The 19,347-nt window shown below is 70.6% G+C and carries 17 protein-coding genes; 6 read left to right on the top strand and 11 right to left on the bottom strand.

Annotated features, from left to right (window positions below; translation table 11 throughout):
- The first annotated feature begins 148 nt into the window (after positions 1 to 148).
- Complete coding sequence (locus tag ACFVYX_RS00005) at positions 149 to 364, top strand: zinc ribbon domain-containing protein (RefSeq protein ID WP_389678967.1); 216 nt, start codon at positions 149 to 151, stop codon at positions 362 to 364.
- Positions 365 to 370: 6 nt separating this feature from the next.
- On the opposite strand, the gene ACFVYX_RS00010 is transcribed toward ACFVYX_RS00005, so the two are convergent.
- Genes ACFVYX_RS00010 through ACFVYX_RS00020 form a run of 3 tightly spaced genes read right to left on the bottom strand, consistent with a single transcriptional unit; the run spans position 371 to position 5,505 of the window.
- Positions 371 to 1,378: an HAD family hydrolase gene (locus ACFVYX_RS00010; protein WP_389678968.1), complete on the bottom strand. Its 1,008-nt coding sequence runs from the start codon at positions 1,376 to 1,378 to the stop codon at positions 371 to 373.
- Positions 1,375 to 4,302: a phosphoribosyltransferase domain-containing protein gene (locus ACFVYX_RS00015; protein ID WP_389678969.1), complete on the bottom strand. Its 2,928-nt coding sequence runs from the start codon at positions 4,300 to 4,302 to the stop codon at positions 1,375 to 1,377. The genes ACFVYX_RS00010 and ACFVYX_RS00015 overlap by 4 nt, the downstream gene beginning before the upstream one ends.
- Before the next feature lie 18 nt (positions 4,303 to 4,320).
- Positions 4,321 to 5,505, bottom strand: a complete 1,185-nt coding sequence (locus ACFVYX_RS00020) for an HpcH/HpaI aldolase/citrate lyase family protein (RefSeq protein ID WP_389678970.1) — start codon at positions 5,503 to 5,505, stop codon at positions 4,321 to 4,323.
- Positions 5,506 to 5,690: 185 nt separating this feature from the next.
- Between ACFVYX_RS00020 and ACFVYX_RS00025 the strand changes: the two genes are divergently transcribed.
- Positions 5,691 to 6,575: a TerD family protein gene (locus ACFVYX_RS00025; protein WP_389678971.1), complete on the top strand. Its 885-nt coding sequence runs from the start codon at positions 5,691 to 5,693 to the stop codon at positions 6,573 to 6,575.
- A 105-nt stretch (positions 6,576 to 6,680) separates the two neighbouring features.
- On the opposite strand, the gene ACFVYX_RS00030 is transcribed toward ACFVYX_RS00025, so the two are convergent.
- The 6 genes from ACFVYX_RS00030 to ACFVYX_RS00055 all read right to left on the bottom strand — a co-directional run bounded on the left by ACFVYX_RS00030 (position 6,681) and on the right by ACFVYX_RS00055 (position 11,071).
- A complete protein-coding gene (locus ACFVYX_RS00030; RefSeq protein ID WP_389678972.1) occupies positions 6,681 to 7,418 on the bottom strand; it encodes a Tellurium resistance in 738 nt (245 codons plus the stop codon).
- Positions 7,419 to 7,522: 104 nt separating this feature from the next.
- Positions 7,523 to 8,668, bottom strand: coding sequence for a DUF475 domain-containing protein (locus ACFVYX_RS00035; RefSeq protein ID WP_389678973.1), 1,146 nt, complete (start codon positions 8,666 to 8,668; stop codon positions 7,523 to 7,525).
- A gap of 29 nt (positions 8,669 to 8,697) precedes the next feature.
- Positions 8,698 to 9,273 carry a TerD family protein gene (locus ACFVYX_RS00040; RefSeq protein ID WP_389678974.1) on the bottom strand — a complete coding sequence of 192 codons (576 nt, stop codon included), beginning with the start codon at positions 9,271 to 9,273 and terminating at the stop codon, positions 8,698 to 8,700.
- Between the two features lie 82 nt (positions 9,274 to 9,355).
- Positions 9,356 to 9,931, bottom strand: a complete 576-nt coding sequence (locus ACFVYX_RS00045; protein ID WP_389678975.1) for a TerD family protein — start codon at positions 9,929 to 9,931, stop codon at positions 9,356 to 9,358.
- A 139-nt stretch (positions 9,932 to 10,070) separates the two neighbouring features.
- The gene (locus tag ACFVYX_RS00050) at positions 10,071 to 10,529 is read right to left on the bottom strand and encodes a peroxiredoxin (RefSeq protein WP_389678976.1); all 459 of its coding nucleotides are present in this window, start codon (positions 10,527 to 10,529) and stop codon (positions 10,071 to 10,073) included.
- 119 nt (positions 10,530 to 10,648) lie between these two features.
- On the bottom strand, positions 10,649 to 11,071 hold the full coding sequence (locus ACFVYX_RS00055; RefSeq protein ID WP_389678977.1) for a DUF3052 domain-containing protein: 423 nt from the start codon (positions 11,069 to 11,071) through the stop codon (positions 10,649 to 10,651).
- A gap of 452 nt (positions 11,072 to 11,523) precedes the next feature.
- Between ACFVYX_RS00055 and aceE the strand changes: the two genes are divergently transcribed.
- Both aceE and ACFVYX_RS00065 read left to right on the top strand, forming a co-directional pair.
- Positions 11,524 to 14,256, top strand: coding sequence for a pyruvate dehydrogenase (acetyl-transferring), homodimeric type (gene aceE / locus ACFVYX_RS00060; RefSeq protein WP_389678978.1), 2,733 nt, complete (start codon positions 11,524 to 11,526; stop codon positions 14,254 to 14,256).
- A gap of 76 nt (positions 14,257 to 14,332) precedes the next feature.
- Positions 14,333 to 15,103, top strand: a complete 771-nt coding sequence (locus tag ACFVYX_RS00065; RefSeq protein WP_389678979.1) for a potassium channel family protein — start codon at positions 14,333 to 14,335, stop codon at positions 15,101 to 15,103.
- Here the strand turns inward: ACFVYX_RS00065 and ACFVYX_RS00070 are convergent.
- Positions 15,084 to 15,464, bottom strand: coding sequence for a peptidase inhibitor family I36 protein (locus tag ACFVYX_RS00070; protein WP_389678980.1), 381 nt, complete (start codon positions 15,462 to 15,464; stop codon positions 15,084 to 15,086). The two genes, ACFVYX_RS00065 and ACFVYX_RS00070, sit on opposite strands and share 20 nt — an antisense overlap.
- A gap of 147 nt (positions 15,465 to 15,611) precedes the next feature.
- A complete protein-coding gene (locus ACFVYX_RS00075; protein ID WP_389679480.1) occupies positions 15,612 to 17,105 on the bottom strand; it encodes an MFS transporter in 1,494 nt (497 codons plus the stop codon).
- Positions 17,106 to 17,349: 244 nt separating this feature from the next.
- On the opposite strand from ACFVYX_RS00075, the gene ACFVYX_RS00080 reads away from it, so the two are divergent.
- Complete coding sequence (locus ACFVYX_RS00080; protein ID WP_389678981.1) at positions 17,350 to 17,988, top strand: TetR/AcrR family transcriptional regulator; 639 nt, start codon at positions 17,350 to 17,352, stop codon at positions 17,986 to 17,988.
- Positions 17,989 to 18,088: 100 nt separating this feature from the next.
- On the top strand, positions 18,089 to 19,303 hold the full coding sequence (locus ACFVYX_RS00085; RefSeq protein WP_389678982.1) for an alpha/beta hydrolase: 1,215 nt from the start codon (positions 18,089 to 18,091) through the stop codon (positions 19,301 to 19,303).
- The last annotated feature ends 44 nt before the right edge of the window (positions 19,304 to 19,347 follow it).

The raw sequence follows: 19,347 nt of genomic DNA on the forward strand, positions 1-19,347 counted from the left end.
GAGCAGGGAGTGGCGTCCGGTGCCGTGCATCGCGAGGCGGAGGAAGGAGGCATGGCGGAGCCATGCCGACCGACGACAACGCGGCGAGGCGCGGCACCGGACGCCGCGAGCCCGGCCTGATCGACAAGACACCCCCTAACCTGGTCCCATGCCTCGTTACGAATTCCGCTGCCGTACCTGCGGCGACACCTTCGAGCTCAGCCGTCCCATGGCCGAGTCCTCCGATCCGGCCTCCTGCCCCGCCGGGCACGACGACACCGTGAAGCTGCTCTCGGCCGTGGCCGTCGGCGGCTCGTCCGCCGCCCCCGCGCCGAGCGGCGGCGGGGGCGGCGGCGGCTGCTGTGGTGGGGGCTGCTGCGGCTGATACGCGTTACACGGCGGCCGCCGCCCTGAAGCGACGCAGGATCTCCTCCCCCGCCGCGACACCGCGTTCCACGAGGACGTCGAGGTGGGGGGCCGTCCAGTCGCTGTCGGCCAGTTCGCCGTGGCCCGGGCGCCAGGCCCGGTCCGCGGCGAGCAGCAGGTCGGCGTCGAGGAGGGAGTCGCCGGCCGCGAGCGTGAGTGTGGCGCCGGTGCGGCGGGCAACCTCGCGGACCGCCGCGCTCTTGGTGAGCGGCTTCGGTACGGCGTACACCTTGCGGCCCTGGAGCGAGACCGTCCAGCCGCGGTCCGCCGCCCAGTCGCCGAAGCGCCCCAGCCACTCCTCGGGGAGCCGTTCCCGCTCGACGACGAGGTAGGCGAACAGGTCCTCGGCGACGCGGTGCTTGCGCACCCAGGACAGGTCCGTGGTGGCCGTGAGGTACGCCCGGATCTCGGAGAGCGGCGCGCACTCCTCGGCGAGTCGGCCCAGGACGGAGGCATGCCAGTCCTCGTCGGTGACGCCGTCGACGAGGATGTGCCCGCCGTTGGCGCAGATCGCGTACTTCGGTGTGGCGCCGGGGAGTTGGATGCGCTGGTACTGCTTGCGCGTCCGCGTCGTGGTGGGGACGAAGACGGCCTCGTCGGACAGCTGGGCGAGGAGCCCGGCCGCGTCCTCGGTCATGTAGGAGAGCGGCTTGGCCTCGTGGACCTCGACGCAGAGCAGCCGGGGTGCCTGGGCGTCGGGCATGCCGAGGGCGAGGGCGGCCGAGGAGTAGATGAGGGTGCGGTCGAGGTCGCTCGCGACCAGGATCGTGCTCTGTGCCGTGATCGGGAGCGCGTCCTGCGCCGCGCTCGGCGTCGCGGCCGGGAGGGTGACCGGAGGCGCGATCGGGAGCGTGGCCGGAGGCGCGTCCTGCGCCGCGGCCGGTGTCGCGATCAGCGTCGTGCTCTGTGTCGTGGGCGGCTGGGTGTTCGCGGTCATGTCGTCGGCCGGCGTCGTTCCCTGGGTCGTACTCACTGGGACACCACCGCCTTGCCGTCGGCCCCTGTCGCACCTCTGGTGTACTGAGGGTGGATCAGACCCACGCAGCTGTACGGCAGTTCGTCGACCACCTCGACCGGTACTCCGCGCTGCTCCGCGAGCAGGCGGACGTGCGCTAGGTCGGCGTCGGCGCCGCGCTTGGCGAGGATCTTCCAGGGGACGCGGCGGAGCAGGACGCGGGTGGTCTCACCGACGCCCGGCTTGACCAGGTTGACGTCGTGGATGCCGTACTCCTCGCTGATCCGCTCCACGGCCGCCCAGCCCTCCCAGGTGGGGGTGCGGTCGGCGGCCAGGAGCTCCTTGACGTCCGCGTCGACGGTCCCGGCGACCTCGTCGAAGCGGGCGGTGACGGCGTCGAGGAAGTCGTTCGAGACGTCGGCGCCGGCCAGCTCGCGGTAGAACTTGCCGCCGTGGAAGTCGTCGGGCCCGACGAGGTCGGCACGCAGGACCGTACGCGATATCAGCCCGGAGACCGTGGAGTTGAGACAGGCGGAGGGGATGAGGAAGTCCTCCCGGGTGCCGTAGGTACGGACGCAGGAGCCGGGGTCGGCGAGGACCGCGATCTCCGGGTCGAAGCCCTTGATTCCCTCGGTCCCCTCGAACTTCCTTATCGCTTCGGCGAGTTCGCGGGTGATGGCGCCCTTGCCGGTCCAGCCGTCGACGAACACGACGTCGGCCGGGTCGTGGTGGGCGGCGAGCCAGCGCAGCGCGTTGGTGTCGATGCCGCGGCCCCGCACGATGGAGACCGCGTAGTGGGGCAGGTCGAGGCCGTGGCGTGCCCCCGCCCAGCGGCGCATGAGGACGCCGACGGGCGTGCCGGCCCGCGCGAGCGAGACGAGCACGGGGCGACGGCCGGGCCGCTCGGCGAGAACGGTCTCGGTGACGGTGCCCACGGCGTGGGCGATCCGGGCGGCGGAGCTCTCCAGGGCGGTGTGGAAGAGCTCCTGGTAGCGCGCGCTGGGCTGGTACTCGACGGGGAGCGACTCGGCGTAGTGCGCGCCGCCGCTCTGGATGGCTTCCTCGCGTTCCTCGGTGGGCGCCTCGAGCTCGACGTCCGAGAGGTCCTGGAGCAGCCAGCCGACCTCCTCGGGTGCGTACGAGGAGAAGGCGGGGCCGCGGAGGGGCTCGGGCAGCATGGAGCTCCTTTCGGGAGCTTCGGAGTCGGAGAGCTGGGGGGTGTACGGCGTGGACGACGGCACGGTCTGCCCGTACGGCGCGTACGAGGGGACGACGGCGAGCACGACGCGCGGGATGTGCGCGGCCAGCTGGGCGAGGAGGCCGTCGGGGGCGTGCAGGGCCGGGGTGTCGGCCGTGGAGTCGACGACGACGGCGACGGCGTCGAAGCCCGCGCCGGCCACGTTGTAGGCGTAGCGCTCGCCGGGTCCGTCGGCGGGGTCGTCGTGGGCGGGGAAGACGAGCCGGGTGCGTATCGCGTAGCCAGGGTCGTCCACGGCGAGGACGGGCGAACGGGTGGTGGTGGAGTAGCGGACGTCGAGCCCGGCGTCCTCCAGGGCGGTGCCGAGGCGGAGCGGGGCGTACATGAGCTCCTCGAAACCGAGAACGAGCACGCGGGGCCCTGCTGCGGGCGGCTGGGTGGGGGCGGCGGTGAGGGGGCTGAGGAGCGCCTCGGGGCCACCCGGCGGCTCGGCGGACGGCTCCACGGACGCCTCCGTGGCGACGGGGCCACTCGCCGCCTCCGTGGACGCCTCCGTGGCAACGGGGCCACTCGCCGCCCCCGTGGACGCCTCCGTGGCAACGGGACCACTCACCGCCTCCGTGGACGCCTCCGTGGCAACGGGACCACCACCAGGGCCCTCGGTGCCACCCAGCGCCTCGGCGGGCGCTTCCGCGCCGGCGAGCGCCCCCTGCGCGGCGGGTCCCTCCGGCATCGGGATGCGCAGTGCCTCGGCGATCCTGGCGGCCATGGCGGGCAGGGCCGCCTCCAGGGCCGCTCGGTGCTCCGGGGTGAAGCCGTGCCGTCCGCCGTCGGGTATGCCGTCGGGCCAGCCGAGCGCTATCCGGACGGGGGCGGGGCGGGGGGCGTCGGCAGCGCCCGGCGAGCCGGCCTGGCCCACAGGAGCGACGCGCGACTCCGCACCCGCCTCACCCACGGCACCGCTACCGGATTCCAGACCCGCCTCACCCACCGCACCGCCGCCGGACTCCGCACCCGCGGCGCTCCCCCGCGCCCGCTCGGTTCGCCGTTCGTACTCCGCCACCAGCGCCTGGCCCTTCTCCAGGACCCCGTCCGGGAGGCGTACCGTTCCCGCCGCGCCGGAGATCAGGTCGACGCGGGCTCCTATCTCCGCCGCGAAGGCGTCCAGGCGGCCCAGGTCGGCGGCCGAGCGCATGTCGACGAGGGCGACGACGACGTACCGGTCGCGGGGGTAGCGCTCGTGCAGTGCGCGGATGGTGTTGAGGACGGTGTTGCCGGTGGAGAACTCGTCGTCGACGAGGATCAGCGGGCCGTCGCCCGCGAGCAGCTTCGGGTCCTCGGGGAGCAGCAGGTGCGAGGTGGCGTGGGAGTGGGACTCCTCGAAGCCGCCCGCGCGGGCGACGCCGGGCACCGGCCGTCGTGTGGAGTGGAGGTACGGGGCGAGGCCGAGGCCGTCGGCGACGGCGTGGCCGAGGGCGGTGGCGGTCTCCGCGTAACCGAGGACGACGGAACGCGCGGCCTCCTCGTCGCCGAGGAGCGCCCGGACGCGCCGGCCGAGGGCGAGGCCGGAGCCGTACACCACGGACGGCCGCTGCGGCACGTGCTTGCCGAGCACGCTGGAGACCAGCAGATGCGCCCGTTTGGGGTTGCGACGCAGTGCGAGGCCCAACAGGGCCGGTAGCTCCTCGCCGCCGATCAGTTCGACGCCCAGTCGCTCCGCGACCCACGTTCCGGTCCACACCACGTCGTCGACGTCCCTTCGTCAGCCGGCAAGTCCGGCGGTGAGCAGATCCACGAAACCGACGTCCTCCTTGGCGACGCCGAACACCTCGGCGCGCAGGAGGGTGCGCTCGGCCCACGCGCGATGCGGCTTCACTTCGTTCATCTTGTTCGTATAGGCGGAGCGCAGCACTCCGCCACCACCCTGGTCGGGCCGCAGGATGTCCTGGGCGTCGCTCCACTCCTCGTGGCTGACGACGGAGAGCGCGTGCACCGGCACCACATGGGTGGGGTGGATGCAGGTCTTGCCGAGCAGTCCGTTGGCGCGGTCGAGTTCGATCTCGCGCAGCAGGCCGTCGAGGTCGTGCTCGATGAGGGCGGTGCGCAGGTCCTCGGCGCGGCCTTCGAGGAAGGGGCTGCGGCGCAGCTGGGGCTTGAACATGCGCTCGCCGGGCCGGAAGTACTCCCAGACGGGTCCGGTGACGGTGAAGCCGGTGCCGTCGGAGCGGCCGAGGAGGTTGACGACGTCGGCGATGACATGGGCGACGATCTTGATGTCGTACGCGGTCATGTCGGGCGAGCGGCGCAGACCGTAGGCGGAGCAGAAGTCGGTGACGCCGAGGCGCAGGGCGAGGACGCGGTCGCGGTACTTGTCGGTGATCGCGGCGATGCCGGCCAGGGTCTCGGCCCGGGTCTCCAGGTGGAGGAGCTCGGGGGACTCCAGGACGGGCATGGCGAAGAGGCGTCGGCCGCTCGTCCGCTCGGCCTGGGTGAGCGCTTCGAGGAAGGCGTGGCCGCGGCTCTCGGTGAACTTGGGCAGCACGAATCCGGACAGCAGGCGGACCGTTTCGCCCAGGCGGTCGACGAGGTCGGTGATCTGGCGCGGTTCGCGGACCCGGATGAAGAGCAGGGGCACGTCCGTGGCGGTGTCGGCGTCCGTCACGGTCGTGGTGGCGAGGTCGGCGAACTGGCGGACGAGGTTGGCCTCGCCGTCCTCGACGTCGGCGTCGCTGATGGAGTCCTCCAGGCAGAGCACCATGGAGACCACTCCGCGGGCTGCCTGCTTGCGCACGTCGTCGGCGAGCCGCGGCCGGGTGGCCGGGCTGTAGAGCGTGGCGCCCAGGGCCACGGCGAGCGTGCCTGCGGGCGAGTCCGCCGTGAACGAGGCCGGCTCCCGGTGGAACAGCCCAGCCCGCGCGGTGGACGGGATGTGCCCGAAATGACGCATATAAGTCCCCCGTCTGCCTTTCTCGTCCTGACGACATGTGGCCGGTAATAGTACGTAGGTGCGGGTGTCCGCAGTTCCATTCACGCATGAAATCCAGGTAACTCGTCAGCATCCGTCCCCCCACGCGGGTATCGGTGGTGCCCCCGCGTTGTCCGCGGGTCGGCCGGGAGGGCAGGATTACGGTCATGACGCACGCGATGCTGAAGGGCTCCAACGTCCCTCTCGACACCGCGGCCGTACGGGCCGTGCTCCGCTGGACCCCGGGCCCCGGGGTCCCCGACGTGGATGCCTCGGCTCTGCTGCTCGGGCCCTCCGGTCGCGTGCGGTCCGACGAGGACTTCGTCTTCTACAACCAGCCGCGCCACCCCTCGGGCATGGTGCGGCGGCTGCCGAAGAAGCGGGTGCCCGAGGGCCTGACGGACACCGTGGAGGCCGATCTCGGCTCTCTGGACGCCTCGGTCGACCGGGTGGTGATCGCGGCCTCCTCCGACGGCGGCACCTTCCGGTCCGTCTCCGACCTGCGCATTCTGATCTACGACGCCGCCCCGGGGCCGGAGCGCGAGCCGCTGGCCCTGTTCGCCGTGACGGCGGAGACGGGCGAGGAGACGGCGGTCATCTGCGGCGAGCTGTACCGGCGCGGGGACGGCTGGAAGTTCCGCGCGGTGGGCCAGGGCTACCCGACCGGCCTCGTCGGCCTCGCGACCGACTTCGGCATCTCGGTCGACGAGGACGCGCAGGAAGACCCTGAGGCACACGACGGCCAGGACGGCCAGGACGGTCACGAAGGGCGTCAGGAAGGCCAGGAGGAGCCCCAGGCGGCCCAGGAGGGCGCGACCGCCGCTTCCGGCTCCCCCGACCTCGACCTGACCCTGGTCCACGCCCCCGTGCCCCCGCGGCCGGTCGTGCCGCCGCCGGTGCCCGACCGGGCGCCCGCCTACGGCTATCCGCAGCCGCCGGTGAACGACCCCGTGCCGGCCTATGGCTATCCGCAGCCGGTGACCGCCCCGGAGCAGCACCCGTCGCCGGAGTTCCGGATGCCGCCCATGGGCCCCCAGTTCGTCCGCTCCTGAGGACGGGGGCCAGAGCTCTTCCGCTCCCGAGGACACGGTCAAGAGCTCGTCCGCTCCCGAGGGCCGGGGCCAGAGCTCGTCCCGCCCCGAGGACGTGGGCAAGGGCTACGCCTTGGTCTTGTAGCCGCGTCCCCACTGGAGGCCCCAGCCGTACAGCCGGTCCAGTTCGGCCTGGAAGCCGTAGACGAAGCGCACCTCCCGGCGGACCGTGAGCTCGCCCTTGCTGTTGTCCACGGAGAAGACGGCGCAGGAGCGGGCCTGCGGGGCGCGCTCGTCGAGCTCGATCTCGATCCGGGGGCCGTTGCTCGGGTAGAGCGTGATCTTGGCGTGCGTACGGTCGAAGGCCGGCGTCTGGTCGTAGATGTACACGAAGAACAGCAGGCGCTTGATCTCGTCCTTCTGGTCCAGGTTGACGAAGATCGTCTCCCCGGAGGACCCGCCGAAGCGGTCGTCCCCGCTGAGCTTCACGTACGGGGCGGTGTTCAGGTCGCCGAAGAAGCCGCCGAGCGGCTGCACGACGCCCTTGCTGCCGTCCTTGAGCTCGTAGAGGCAGCCGAGGTCCAGGTCCACGTTGACCATGCCCTGGGTGTGGGCCTGGACGACCTCGGGCTTGAAGAGCTTGGACGGGTTGCGCAGGAGCCGTCCGCTCTGCCGGGAGCGGCCCTCGATGTCGGAGGTCCGCATCCGCCAGGAGAGGTTCACCCGGAGGTTTCCGGTGGCGGCACCCTGCTTGGTGAGCGAGACGGACGGGCGCCGTCTCGTCAGGTCGATCGAGTTCGACGCGGCGGCGCCCGAGTCGAACTGCGCCGTCCTCGCCGGAAACAGGTTGTCCCAGAAGGCCATGGCGCCTTCACCCCCCACTGGTCGTCACCACCACCGCACATGCCTGCGGGGCGGCCGGGTGCACCGGCCGCCCCGCAGTGAAGCGTTCCTCGTCGCCGGGGGTGTCACACCCCGGAGGACACCTTGGTCTTGTCGCCCGGGGATCCGGACCCGCCCTCGGCCGCCGCGAGCGCCCTGTTGCGCCGGACGGAGGACCAGAAGGAGAGCGCGATCAGGACGACACCGATGGAGCCGGTGATGAGCTCGCTGATCTCGTGCTGGATGGTGATGAGCAGGATGACGGCGAGCGCGCCGATCGCGTAGTGCGCGCCGTGCTCCAGGTAGACGTAGTCGTCCAGGGTGCCCTCACGGACCAGGTAGACCGTGAGCGAACGGACGTACATGGCGCCGATACCGAGGCCGAGCGCCATCCAGAAGATGTGGTTGGTGATGGCGAAGGCGCCGATGACACCGTCGAAGGAGAACGAGGCGTCGAGCACTTCCAGGTACAGGAACAGGAAGAACGCGGCCTTGCCGGCGAGGCCGACCGCGGAGACCGGCTTGCCCTGGGCCTTGGCCTTCTCCTCCTCCTCGTGCTCGCGCTCCTCCTCTTCCTCCAGCTTGTTCTCGAAGAAGCCGGAGAGACCGCCGACGATGAGGTACGTGATCAGGCCGGCGACGCCGGAGAGCAGCACGGTCGCGGACTTGTCGGCGTGGCCGGCGCTGGTGTGCGCGTGCGTCGCGAAGGTCATGGCCGTGACGAGCAGGGCGATGAGCGCGACACAGACCGACAGCATGTCGACCTTGCCGAGCTTGGCCAGCGGGCGCTCCAGCCAGCCGAGCCACTTGATGTCCCGCTCCTCGAAGATGAAGTCGAGGAAGATCATCAGCAGGAACATTCCGCCGAAGGCGGCGATCGCCGGGTGGGCGTCCGTGACCAGGGCCTCGTACCGCTCGGGATTGTCCATGGCCAGCTCGATGGCCTCGATCGGGCCGACCTTGGCGCTGATGGCGACGATCGCGACGGGGAAGACCAGCCGCATGCCGAATACAGCGATCAGGATGCCGATCGTGAGGAAGATCTTCTGCCAGAAGGCATTCATCTTCTTCAGGATTCCCGCGTTGACCACCGCGTTGTCGAAGGACAGCGAGATCTCGAGGATCGACAGGATCAGAACGACCCCGAACGCCTCCCACCCCCACTGCCAAGCGGCGAAGGCCAGGCCGAGCGCCGTGATGGCGAACGACCAGCCGAAGGTTTTCAGAACCACTGTCTACCCCATCGTGAAACTACTTGGCTTTACGAAACGTTGACCCCGAAGTCTAGAGCGATGCCTCGCAGTCCCGACGCGTACCCCTGACCGACCGCGCGGAACTTCCATTCGCCGTTGTACCGGTAGAGCTCGCCGAAGATCATCGCGGTCTCCGTGGAGGCGTCCTCGGAGAGGTCGTACCGGGCGAGTTCCTGCCCGTCCAGCTGGTTCACCACGCGGATGAAAGCATTGCTGACCTGGCCGAAGCTCTGGCTCCGGTTGTCGGCGTCATGGATCGACACCGGGAAGACGATCTTGTCGCAGTGGGCCGGCACCATGGAGAGGTCCACGATGAGGGACTCGTCGTCCCCGTCGCCCTCGCCGGTGAGGTTGTCACCGGTGTGCTCGACGGAGCCCTCGGGGCTGCGGAGCTGGTTGTAGAAGACGAAGTACTCGTCCCCCAGAACCCGCCCGGCCTGGCACAGCAGGGCGCTGGCGTCGAGGTCGAAGGGGGCTCCGGTGGTGGAGCGCGCGTCCCAGCCGAGCCCCACGAGGACCTTGGTCAGGTTGGGTGCGGCCTTGGAGAGGGAGACATTGCCTCCCTTGGCGAGCGTGACGCCCATGATTCGGTTCCTCCCCGGTGGTGATGAGGCACGTCCGGCGCCGCACGGGATGTGCGGCGCCGGACGATTCGAACGGTTCGGCTCAGACGTTGACGCCGAAGTCCTGCGCGATGCCGCGCAGGCCCGAGGCGTAGCCCTGGCCGACGGCGCGGAACTTCCACTCGGCCCCGTGACGGTACAGCTCGCCGAAGACCATGGCGGTCTCGGTCGAGGCGTCCTCGGAGAGGTCGTACCGGGCGATCTCGGTGCCGCCGGTCTGGTTCACGACGCGGATGAACGCGTTGCGCACCTGGCCGAAGGACTGCTGGCGGTTCTCGGCGTCGTAGATCGAGACCGGGAAGACGATCTTGGTGACTTCGGGCGGCACGGTGGCCAGGCTGACCTTGACCTGCTCGTCGTCACCCTCGCCCTCGCCGGTGAGGTTGTCACCGGTGTGCTCGACGGAGCCGTCGCCACTCTTCAGGTTGTTGAAGAAGACGAAGTCCCCTTCGTTACGGACCTTGCCCTCGTCCGTCACCAGGATGGCGCTGGCGTCGAGGTCGAAGTCCGTGCCGGTGGTGGTCCGGACGTCCCAGCCCAGACCGACGGTCACGGCGGTGAGGCCAGGGGCCTCCTTGGTCAGCGAGACGTTGCCGCCCTTGCTGAGGCTGACTCCCACGAGTCCCTCCATAGGTTTCCAGGGGCAGCGCCCCCAGGTCGTGCGTTGGCATTCGGATCAACGACTGGATCCTAGTGACGGGTTCCCGGTCGAAACAGTCGATTCGCCCCACGAATCGGAGATGTCGGCCGCCGAGGGCTCAGATGGCGTCGAGGGCCTTGACGTACTCGCCGATGTCGCGGGCGTCCGGAAGGGCGTTGACGACGGTCCAGCGGACGACACCCTCCTTGTCGATGACGAAGGTGCCGCGCACCGCGCAGCCCTTCTCCTCGTCGAAGACGCCGTACGCCCGGGAGGCCTCGCCGTGCTTCCAGAAGTCGGAGAGCAGCGGGAAGTCCAGGGACTCCTGCTCGGCGAAGACGCGCAGCGTGTGGATGGAGTCGTTCGACACGGCCAGGAGCTGGGTGTCGTCGTTGACGAACGCCGGGAGGTTGTCGCGGAGCTCGCCGAGCTCACCGGTGCAGACGCCGGTGAAGGCGAAGGGGTAGAAGAGCAGCACCACGTTCTTCGCGCCGCGGAAGTCGGACAGCTTCACGGTGCGCCCGTGGTTGTCCTTGAGCTCGAAATCCGGGGCCTCGGTGCCGGCCTCGATCGCCATCGCGTACGCATCCCTTCGACGGAGCCCTGCCCTTGGGCCGAATCGGTGAGGCCCACCCTACGGCCTGGGCACGAAAGCCCCCGCCGGTGGACCGGCGGGGGCTTCTCGCAGCGTGGTGATCAGCGCTTGGGGGCGCCCAGGCGGGTGCCCGTCCAATCCTTCGCGACGCTGATGCTCTTGGTCTGGGAGAGACCCGCTGTCTGCGCGGCATCCTGGATGTCGGACGGCTCGATGTAGCCGTCGCGGCCGGTCTTCGGGGTCAGCAGCCAGATGTTGCCGCCGTCCTCCAGAAGACCGATGGCGTCCACCAGTGCGTCGGTGAGATCGCCGTCCTCGTCCCGGAACCACAGCACGACGACGTCGGCGACATCGTCGTAGTCCTCGTCCACGAGGTCGGTTCCGATGATGGACTCGATGCCTTCACGGAGATCCTGGTCGACGTCGTCGTCGTAGCCGATCTCCTGGACCACCTGTCCGGGCTCGAACCCCAGCCTTCCGGCCGGGTTGGTCCGCTCCTCCGCGTGGTCCGCGGTCGCGCTCACGGCTTGCCTCCTGCTCATTCGGTAAATGCTTGGGCCGCGCGTATGCGCGCGGCGCTGGCCGTAGTCCACACGTGCCGGGGTGGATCGCGCAAGTACCCGGCCGCGGAGACCGCCGAAACGGTGACGTTTGGGGCCGTCTCGCCGCAACTTCCGGCGCCGCGGGAAACCGCTCCGTGATCAGGCACACATGATTCATCCCGGTTTGATTGTTTCTGCGGTTTCAGTCTGCCGAACGCCCGGACGAAACGCATGCGCGGGTTGGGCGTAAGGTTGCGATTTGAGCACGGTACGACACGGCTTGAGCGCACCCGGACACCCGCAGGACGCCCCCGAGACACCCCCTGGGGGTTACCCCTCGGTAAATGTGACGTCTGGCGTCGGCGGGGTACACGATGGACATCCCGACCACTACTCCGTGGCCCCGTGGGCACCACCGACAGCGAAGGAAGAGCGTGGCTCCCGGATCCGATCGCAACCCGATCATCATTGGCGGCCTTCCCAGCCAGGTCCCGGATTTCGACCCGGAAGAGACCCAGGAATGGCTCGACTCCCTCGACGCGGCCGTGGACGAGCGGGGCCGTGAGCGAGCCCGTTACCTCATGCTCCGGCTGATCGAGCGGGCCCGCGAGAAGCGCGTGGCCGTGCCCGAGATGCGCAGCACGGACTACGTCAACACCATCGCCACGAGGGACGAGCCCTTCTTCCCCGGCAACGAGGAGATCGAGCGCAAGGTCCTCAACGCCACCCGGTGGAACGCGGCCGTGATGGTGTCGCGCGCCCAGCGTCCGGGCATCGGCGTCGGCGGTCACATCGCGACCTTCGCCTCCTCGGCCTCGCTGTACGACGTCGGCTTCAACCACTTCTTCCGCGGCAAGGACGAGGGCGACGGCGGCGACCAGATCTTCTTCCAGGGGCACGCCTCCCCGGGCATCTACGCCCGCGCGTATCTCCTGGACCGGCTGAGCGACACACAGCTCGACGGCTTCCGCCAGGAGAGGTCGAAGTTCCCGAACGGGCTCTCGTCGTACCCGCACCCGCGGCTGATGCCGGACTTCTGGGAGTTCCCGACCGTGTCGATGGGCCTCGGCCCGCTCGGCGCGATCTACCAGGCGCGGATGAACCGCTACATGGAGGCGCGCGGGATCGCCGACACCTCCAGGTCGCACGTCTGGGCGTTCCTCGGCGACGGCGAGATGGACGAGGTCGAGTCGGTCGGCCAGCTCTCCATCGCCGCCCGTGAGGGCCTGGACAACCTGACCTTCGTCGTCAACTGCAACCTCCAGCGGCTCGACGGCCCGGTGCGCGGCAACGGCAAGATCATCCAGGAGCTGGAGTCGATCTTCCGGGGCAACGGCTGGAACGTCATCAAGCTGATCTGGGACCGCTCCTGGGACCCGCTGCTCGCGCAGGACCGCGACGGCATCCTGGTCAACAAGTTCAACACCACCCCGGACGGCCAGTTCCAGACGTACGCCACGGAGACCGGCGGCTACATCCGGGACCACTTCTTCGGCGACGACCACCGGCTGCGGGCGATGGTCGAGGGCATGTCGGACCAGCAGATCCTGCACCTCGGGCGCGGCGGTCACGACCACAAGAAGATCTACGCGGCCTACGCGGCGGCGAAGGCCCACACGGGTCAGCCGACCGTGATCCTCGCGCAGACCGTCAAGGGCTGGACGCTCGGCCCGAACTTCGAGGGCCGCAACGCGACCCACCAGATGAAGAAACTGACGGTCGACGACCTCAAGCGCTTCCGCGACCGGCTGCACATCCCGGTGACCGACCGGCAGTTGGAGGACGGCCTGCCGCCGTACTACCACCCGGGCCCGGACTCCGAGGAGATCCAGTACATGCACGACCGCCGCAACGCCCTCGGCGGGTACGTCCCGACCCGGGTCGTACGGGCGAAGCCGCTGGCCCTCCCCGACGACAAGGCCTACGCGGCGGCCAGGAAGGGCTCCGGGCAGCAGTCGATCGCCACCACGATGGCCTTCGTCCGCATCCTGAAGGACCTCATGCGGGACAAGGAGATCGGCAAGCGCTTCGTGCTGATCGCCCCCGACGAGTACCGCACCTTCGGCATGGACGCGTTCTTCCCGAGCGCCAAGATCTACAACCCGCTCGGCCAGCAGTACGAGGCAGTGGACCGTGAACTCCTCCTCGCCTACAAGGAGTCCCCGACCGGCCAGATGCTGCACGACGGCATCTCCGAGGCCGGCTGCACGGCCTCGCTGATCGCCGCCGGTTCGGCGTACGCCACGCACGGCGAGCCGCTGATCCCGGTGTACGTCTTCTACTCGATGTTCGGTTTCCAGCGGACCGGCGACCAGTTCTGGCAGATGGCCGACCAGCTGGCCCGCGGTTTCGTCCTCGGCGCCACCGCCGGCCGGACGACGCTGACCGGTGAGGGCCTCCAGCACGCGGACGGTCACTCGCACCTCCTCGCCTCGACCAACCCGGCCTGTATCGCCTACGACCCGGCGTTCGGCTTCGAGATCGCGCACATCGTCAGGGACGGTCTGCGCCGCATGTACGGCCCCGATGCCGAGGACGTCTTCTACTACCTGACCGTCTACAACGAGCCGATCCAGCACCCGGCCGAGCCCGCGGACGTGGACGTGGAGGGCATCCTCCAGGGCATCCACCGGTTCAGGCCGGCCGAGGCGGGCACGATCCCGGCGCAGATCATGGCCTCCGGTGTCGCCGTGCCGTGGGCGATCGAGGCGCAGCGGATCCTCGCCGAGGAGTGGAACGTGCGGGCCGACGTCTGGTCCGCGACGTCCTGGACGGAGCTGCGCCGCGAGGCCGTGGCCGTCGAGGAGCACAACCTGCTCCACCCGGACGAGGAGCAGCGCGTCCCGTACGTGACGCGCAAGCTCCAGGGCTCCGAGGGCCCCTTCGTGGCGGTCTCGGACTGGATGCGGGCGGTGCCGGACCAGATCTCCCGCTGGGTGCCCGGTCCCTACACCTCGCTGGGCGCGGACGGCTTCGGCTTCGCGGACACGCGCGGCGCGGCCCGTCGCTACTTCCACATCGACGCCCCGTCGATCGTGCTGGCGGTGCTGACCGAACTGGCCCGGGACGGCAAGGTCGAGCGGTCGGTCCTGAAGCAGGCCGTGGACCGCTACCAGCTGCTCGACGTGGCGGCCGCCGAGCCGGGCGCCGCGGGCGGCGACGCCTGAGCCCGTAGGGGCGTGTCCGGTGAGGGCGGTGGGACCGTGGTCCCGCCGCCCTTCGGCGTTCTCTACGATTCCTCGCATGAGGGATCGCTGGGAAGAACGCACACGGGCACCACTGCTCGTGCTCGCCGTGGCGTTCGGCATCGCCTATGCCGTGCCGATCGTCGCTCCCGGCGCCGCACCCTGGGTGCACCGGCTGTGCACCCATGTGGAGTGGGCGGTCTGGGCTGCCTTCGTCCTCGACTATCTGGTCCGGCTCGCCCTCGCCCCGGCCCGCTGGGCCTTCGTCCGCTCCCACCCCCTGGATCTGCTGGCGGTCCTGCTGCCGATGGTGCAGCCGCTGCGGCTGCTGCGGGTCGTGTCCACGCTCCTCCTCATGGGTCGGCGGGCCCGGATGGCCCCGCAGATCACGCTCACCGCCTATGTGGCGGGCGCGGTCGTCGGCCTGATGATGTTCGGCTCGCTGGCCGTGCTGCACGTCGAGCGGGACGCCCCGGAGGGCAACATCAAGACGCTCGGGGACGCTGTCTGGTGGTCGTTCACCACGATGACCACGGTCGGCTACGGCGACCATGCCCCGACGACGGGTCTCGGCCGGGTCCTCGCGGTGGGTCTGATGCTGTCGGGCATCGCCCTGCTGGGTGTCGTCACCGCCAACATCGCGGCCTGGTTCATCTCCCGCTTCGAGCGGGACGACGCGGCGGAGCGGCGGCAGACCGAGCTCCTGGAGGCGCTGACCCGGGAGGTCAGGGAGCTGCGCGCCGAGGTGTCCCGGCTCTCGGACCCGGTGAGGGTGCCCACTCCTGACGGGCCCCCGGACGTCCGCGTGCCTACCGCTCCCACAGCTTGAACGCTCTGACCTCGTAGGGCGTCTGCGGCACCCACGTCCCGCGCCCCGGGTAGGTCTCGAACTCACCGGTCTCCGCGCACTCCGCCGACTGGTATGTGGTGACGGGCCGGCCCGTGCGGTTGGCGAGGGACTGCGCCGAGGTGCCCGGTGGCAGGGCGACACAGCTCTCGAGGTCGGTCGTCGCCAGCTCGTGGGTCCCCGCCCGGCCCTTGAAGTCGGGCTTGGCCCAGAGGCAGAGCCGGCCCGGTCCGCAGGGCCCGAGGACGGTCCCGGACGGTGCGGCCGCCGCCGGTGCCGCGGCCGGGGCCGCGAGAAGGGCGGTCAGGACGGCCGCGATGACGAGCACGGTCTTCGTATACATGCTGATGAACCCCCGTTTGGTCACTCTCCGTAATCACGAGAATGGCGGAGGTCGCCCGCCGACGGAAGAGGGGCCGCCCCCGTTCACGCGAACGGGTGACGGCCCCCTACGGGAACCCTGAGCACTACGGCCTCAGGGCCGAGGACGTCAGATGTGACCGCCCATGCCGCCCGCCTCCGCGTTCTCACCGCGCTTGGTCAGCGTGGCGACGAGGGCCGCGACGACGGCCACGGCACCGGCGACGGTGAAGGCCAGGCCCATGCCGTCCAGGAAGGTGTCGTGGATGACCCCGGTGATCTGCTGGAGGGCGTCGGGGGTCATCCCCGGCGCCTGCGCCAGCTCCGGCGGGGCCATGCCGAACTCGGCGGCCTGCTCCAGCTGCGGGTTCACCGGCGCCTGGATGCCGGCGTCCTTCCAGTTCCCCTCGAACGCGCTGGAGACCTTGGAGGACATGACGGCACCGAGCACCGCCGTGCCCAGCGCGCCGCCGACCTGCATCGCTGCCTGCTGCAGACCGCCGGCCACGCCTGAGAGCTCAAGAGGAGCGTTGCCGACGATGACCTCGGTGGCACCGACCATGACCGGGGCGAGCCCGAGGCCGAGCAGGGCGAACCAGAGGGACATGGCGAAGGTGCCGGTACCGGCGGAGAGCGTGATCATGCCGAACATCGCGACGGCCGTGCAGACCATGCCGCCGACCAGCGGCACGCGCGGGCCGAACTTGGTGATCAGCGCGCCCGCCAGCGGCGAGGAGACGATCATCATCGCGGTCAGCGGCAGCAGGTGCAGACCGCTGTCGACCGGGCTGAGCCCCTTCACGCCTTGGAGGTAGAAGGTCACGAAGAACAGGCCGCCCATGAACGCGAAGGCCATCAGGACCATGAGCACCACGCCGGCGGAGAGCGGCACGGAGCGGAACATGGCCAGCGGGATCAGCGGCTCCTTGACCTTGGTCTCCCAGACGGCGAAGACCGCGAACAGCAGCACCGCGCCGAGCAGGCAGCCCCAGGTCTTGCCGCCGGTCCAGCCCCAGGACTCGCCGGCCTTGATGAGTCCCCAGACGAGGGAGGCCATCGCGCCGGAGAGCAGCAGGATGCCGAGGATGTCGAAGGAGCGCGGCGCGTTCTCGGCGCGGTGGTCCTTGAGGATGACCAGGCCGAGGACGAGCGCGACGACGCCGACCGGCACGTTGATGAAGAAGACGGACTGCCAGCTGACGTGCTCGACGAGCAGGCCGCCGACGATCGGGCCGCCCGCGGTGGAGGCGCCGATGACCATGCCCCAGATGCCGATGGCCATGTTCAGCTTCTCGGCGGGGAAGGTGGCGCGCAGCAGGCCGAGCGCGGCCGGCATCAGCAGGGCGCCGAAGAGCCCCTGCAGCACGCGGAAGGCGATCACGGCCCCGATGCTGTGGGAGAGGCCGATCGCGGCGGAGGCGGCGGCGAAGCCGGCGATGCCGATGAGGAAGGTCTGCCGGTGGCCGAAGCGGTCACCGAGCTTGCCGGCGGTGATCAGGGCGACGGCGAGCGCGAGCAGGTAGCCGTTGGTGATCCACTGGACCTGGGCGAGGGAGGCGCCGAGGTCGCTCTTGATGGCGGGGTTGGCGATGGCGACGATCGTTCCGTCGAGCGCGACCATCATCACGCCCACGGCCACGCCGAAGAGGGTCAGCCAGGGGTGGCCGCGCAGTCCTTTCGCCGGGCCCGTTACGGGTTCCCGGACGCCCCCCTGACCCTGCGGGGCCTTTTCCACGGTGGTCTGACTATTCATATGAACGAGGCTAGTGACAGTCACTGACAATTGACAAAGCGATTCACACGCCGGTAACTGTCACGTAGCTCACAGGTACGCTGAGCAGAGGAAATGCCCGAAAAGAGGACCCGACGTGACCCTGCCCGGCCTGCGTGAGCGGAAGAAGCAACGCACGCGCGACGCGCTGACCCGGGTGGCCCTGGAGCTCTTCACCACCCAGGGGTACGAGCGGACCACCGTCGACGAGATCGTCGACGCCGTCGAGGTCTCCCAGCGCACCTTCTTCCGGTACTTCTCCTCCAAGGAGGAGGTCGCCTTCGCCGTCCAGCACATGGTGGAGGAGCGTTTCGTCCAGGTCCTCGGAGAGCGCCCGCCGGCCGAGGGGCCCTTCGACGCGATGCGGAACGCGGTGCTCTGCGCCTGGGACACCATCGGCGAAGCGATCACCGAGGTCGTACCGGTGGAGCTGCACCTGCGCACCTTCCGGATGATCGAGTCGACGCCCGCGCTGCTCGCCGTCCATCTGCGCCGCTCCACCGAGATGGAGGAGACCATCGCCCGGATCATCGCCACACGGGAGGGCCTCGACGTGGACGCGGATCCGCGCCCCCGGATCGCGGTGGCGGCGTTCAGCGGTGTGATGCGGGTGACCGCGCAGCTGTGGGGCCGGGGTTCGGACCAGAGCCTGGAGGCCATCCGCGCGCTCACCGAGGAGTACCTCGACCACCTGGGCCCGGCGCTCGCCACCAGCTGGAGGCCACCGCTCCCCTAGGGGGTGTCTTGTCGATCAGGCCGGGCTCGCGGCCCGGCCGGCACGACACCCCAGGGCCGGATCGGCGCCTGTCCGCCCTCGCCCCGTAGGGTGGCGGCCCGTGACCTCAGCCGAAGCCGCCTCCCCCGCTCTGGTCGTCGTGCGCGCCCTCCTCACGCTCGCCGTCGTCCTCGTGCTCCTCGCGACCACCGGGTGGACCACGATCCGGCACCCTCCCGTGCCCGGACCGTCGCGCGAGGCCGCGCTCGCCGCCTGGGCCCGCGACCGGATCGACCACCGCCCGCTGCCGGGGCCGGGCACCCCCTCCCGTACCGTCGCCGCGTTCTTCGCCGGACTCGGCCCCGCGCGCGCGTCCCGGCTCGCCGAGCGTCACCCGCTCGTCGTCGGCAACCTCGACGGCGTCCCGGTCTCCCTGCGCTACCGCGCCAACCGCCTCACCCTGCGCCACGCGCTCGCCGCCGAGCGGGACAGGATCGACGACACCCGGCTCTCCGCCGAGGGACGGCACGAGGCGCGGCGCCGGTTCGACCGCTTCACCTCGCTCTCGCGGCCCGGCCGGCAGATCCTCGCCTTCGACCCGACCGGTACGGGGCGGACGGCCGAGGTCCTCGGGGATCTGGAGCGGGCCCGGCGCGTCTCCGTGATCGTCCCCGGCGTCGACACGAACCTCCTCACCTTCCAGAAGACCCACGGCCGGTACGGGGCTCCCGTCGGCATGGCCCAGGCCCTCTACGCCGCCGAGCGGCGCTCGGCGCCCGGCACCCGGACCGCGGTGATCGCCTGGGCCGACTACACGGCGCCCGCCGGGGTCGGCGTCGACGCGATGACCGGGCGGCTCGCCGAGGTGGGCGCCGCTCGGCTCCTGGAGCTGACCGACGCGCTGCCCGGCGACGCGCGCGTGGCGCTGTTCTGCCACAGCTACGGCTCCGTGCTCTGCGGGCTCGCCGCGCCCCGGCTGCCCGCCCGGGTGACCGACCTCGCCGTGGCCGGAAGTCCCGGGATGCGGGCGGAGCACGCGGCGGAACTCGCCACCCCCGCGCGCGTGTGGGCCATGCGGGACGCCGACGACTGGATCGCCGACGTGCCGCACGTGGAGGTGGGAGGCATGGGGCACGGCGCCGACCCGGTGGCCCCGGAGTTCGGCGCCCGGCTGCTCTCGGCGCGGGGCGCGGCCGGCCACAGCGGCTATTTCGAGCCGGGCACGGAGAGCCTCGGCAACTTCGCCGCGCTGGGGGTCGGCGCCTACGACCGTCTGGTGTGCGCACGTGCCGACAGCGCTTGCCACAACGGAATATCCGGTGCGGAAGGGCCCTGACGCGCGTAGATCACGTGATGTCGGGACCTTTCACGGGGGCGACG

Source organism: Streptomyces sp. NPDC058326 (assembly GCF_042879855.1).
GTDB lineage: Bacteria > Actinomycetota > Actinomycetes > Streptomycetales > Streptomycetaceae > Streptomyces.

Excerpts from the sequence above, each read along its gene's own strand:
- ACFVYX_RS00065 (WP_389678979.1), top strand. The coding sequence starts at position 14,333 with ATGAGGGATCGCTGGGAAGAACGCACACGGGCACCACTGCTCGTGCTC.
- ACFVYX_RS00050 (WP_389678976.1), bottom strand. The coding sequence starts at position 10,529 with ATGGCGATCGAGGCCGGCACCGAGGCCCCGGATTTCGAGCTCAAGGAC.
- ACFVYX_RS00020 (WP_389678970.1), bottom strand. The coding sequence starts at position 5,505 with ATGCGTCATTTCGGGCACATCCCGTCCACCGCGCGGGCTGGGCTGTTC.
- ACFVYX_RS00005 (WP_389678967.1), top strand. The coding sequence starts at position 149 with ATGCCTCGTTACGAATTCCGCTGCCGTACCTGCGGCGACACCTTCGAG.
- ACFVYX_RS00025 (WP_389678971.1), top strand. The coding sequence starts at position 5,691 with ATGACGCACGCGATGCTGAAGGGCTCCAACGTCCCTCTCGACACCGCG.
- ACFVYX_RS00075 (WP_389679480.1), bottom strand. The coding sequence starts at position 17,105 with ATGATGGTCGCGCTCGACGGAACGATCGTCGCCATCGCCAACCCCGCC.
- ACFVYX_RS00070 (WP_389678980.1), bottom strand. The coding sequence starts at position 15,464 with ATGTATACGAAGACCGTGCTCGTCATCGCGGCCGTCCTGACCGCCCTT.
- ACFVYX_RS00030 (WP_389678972.1), bottom strand. The coding sequence starts at position 7,418 with ATGGCCTTCTGGGACAACCTGTTTCCGGCGAGGACGGCGCAGTTCGAC.
- ACFVYX_RS00040 (WP_389678974.1), bottom strand. The coding sequence starts at position 9,273 with ATGGGCGTCACGCTCGCCAAGGGAGGCAATGTCTCCCTCTCCAAGGCC.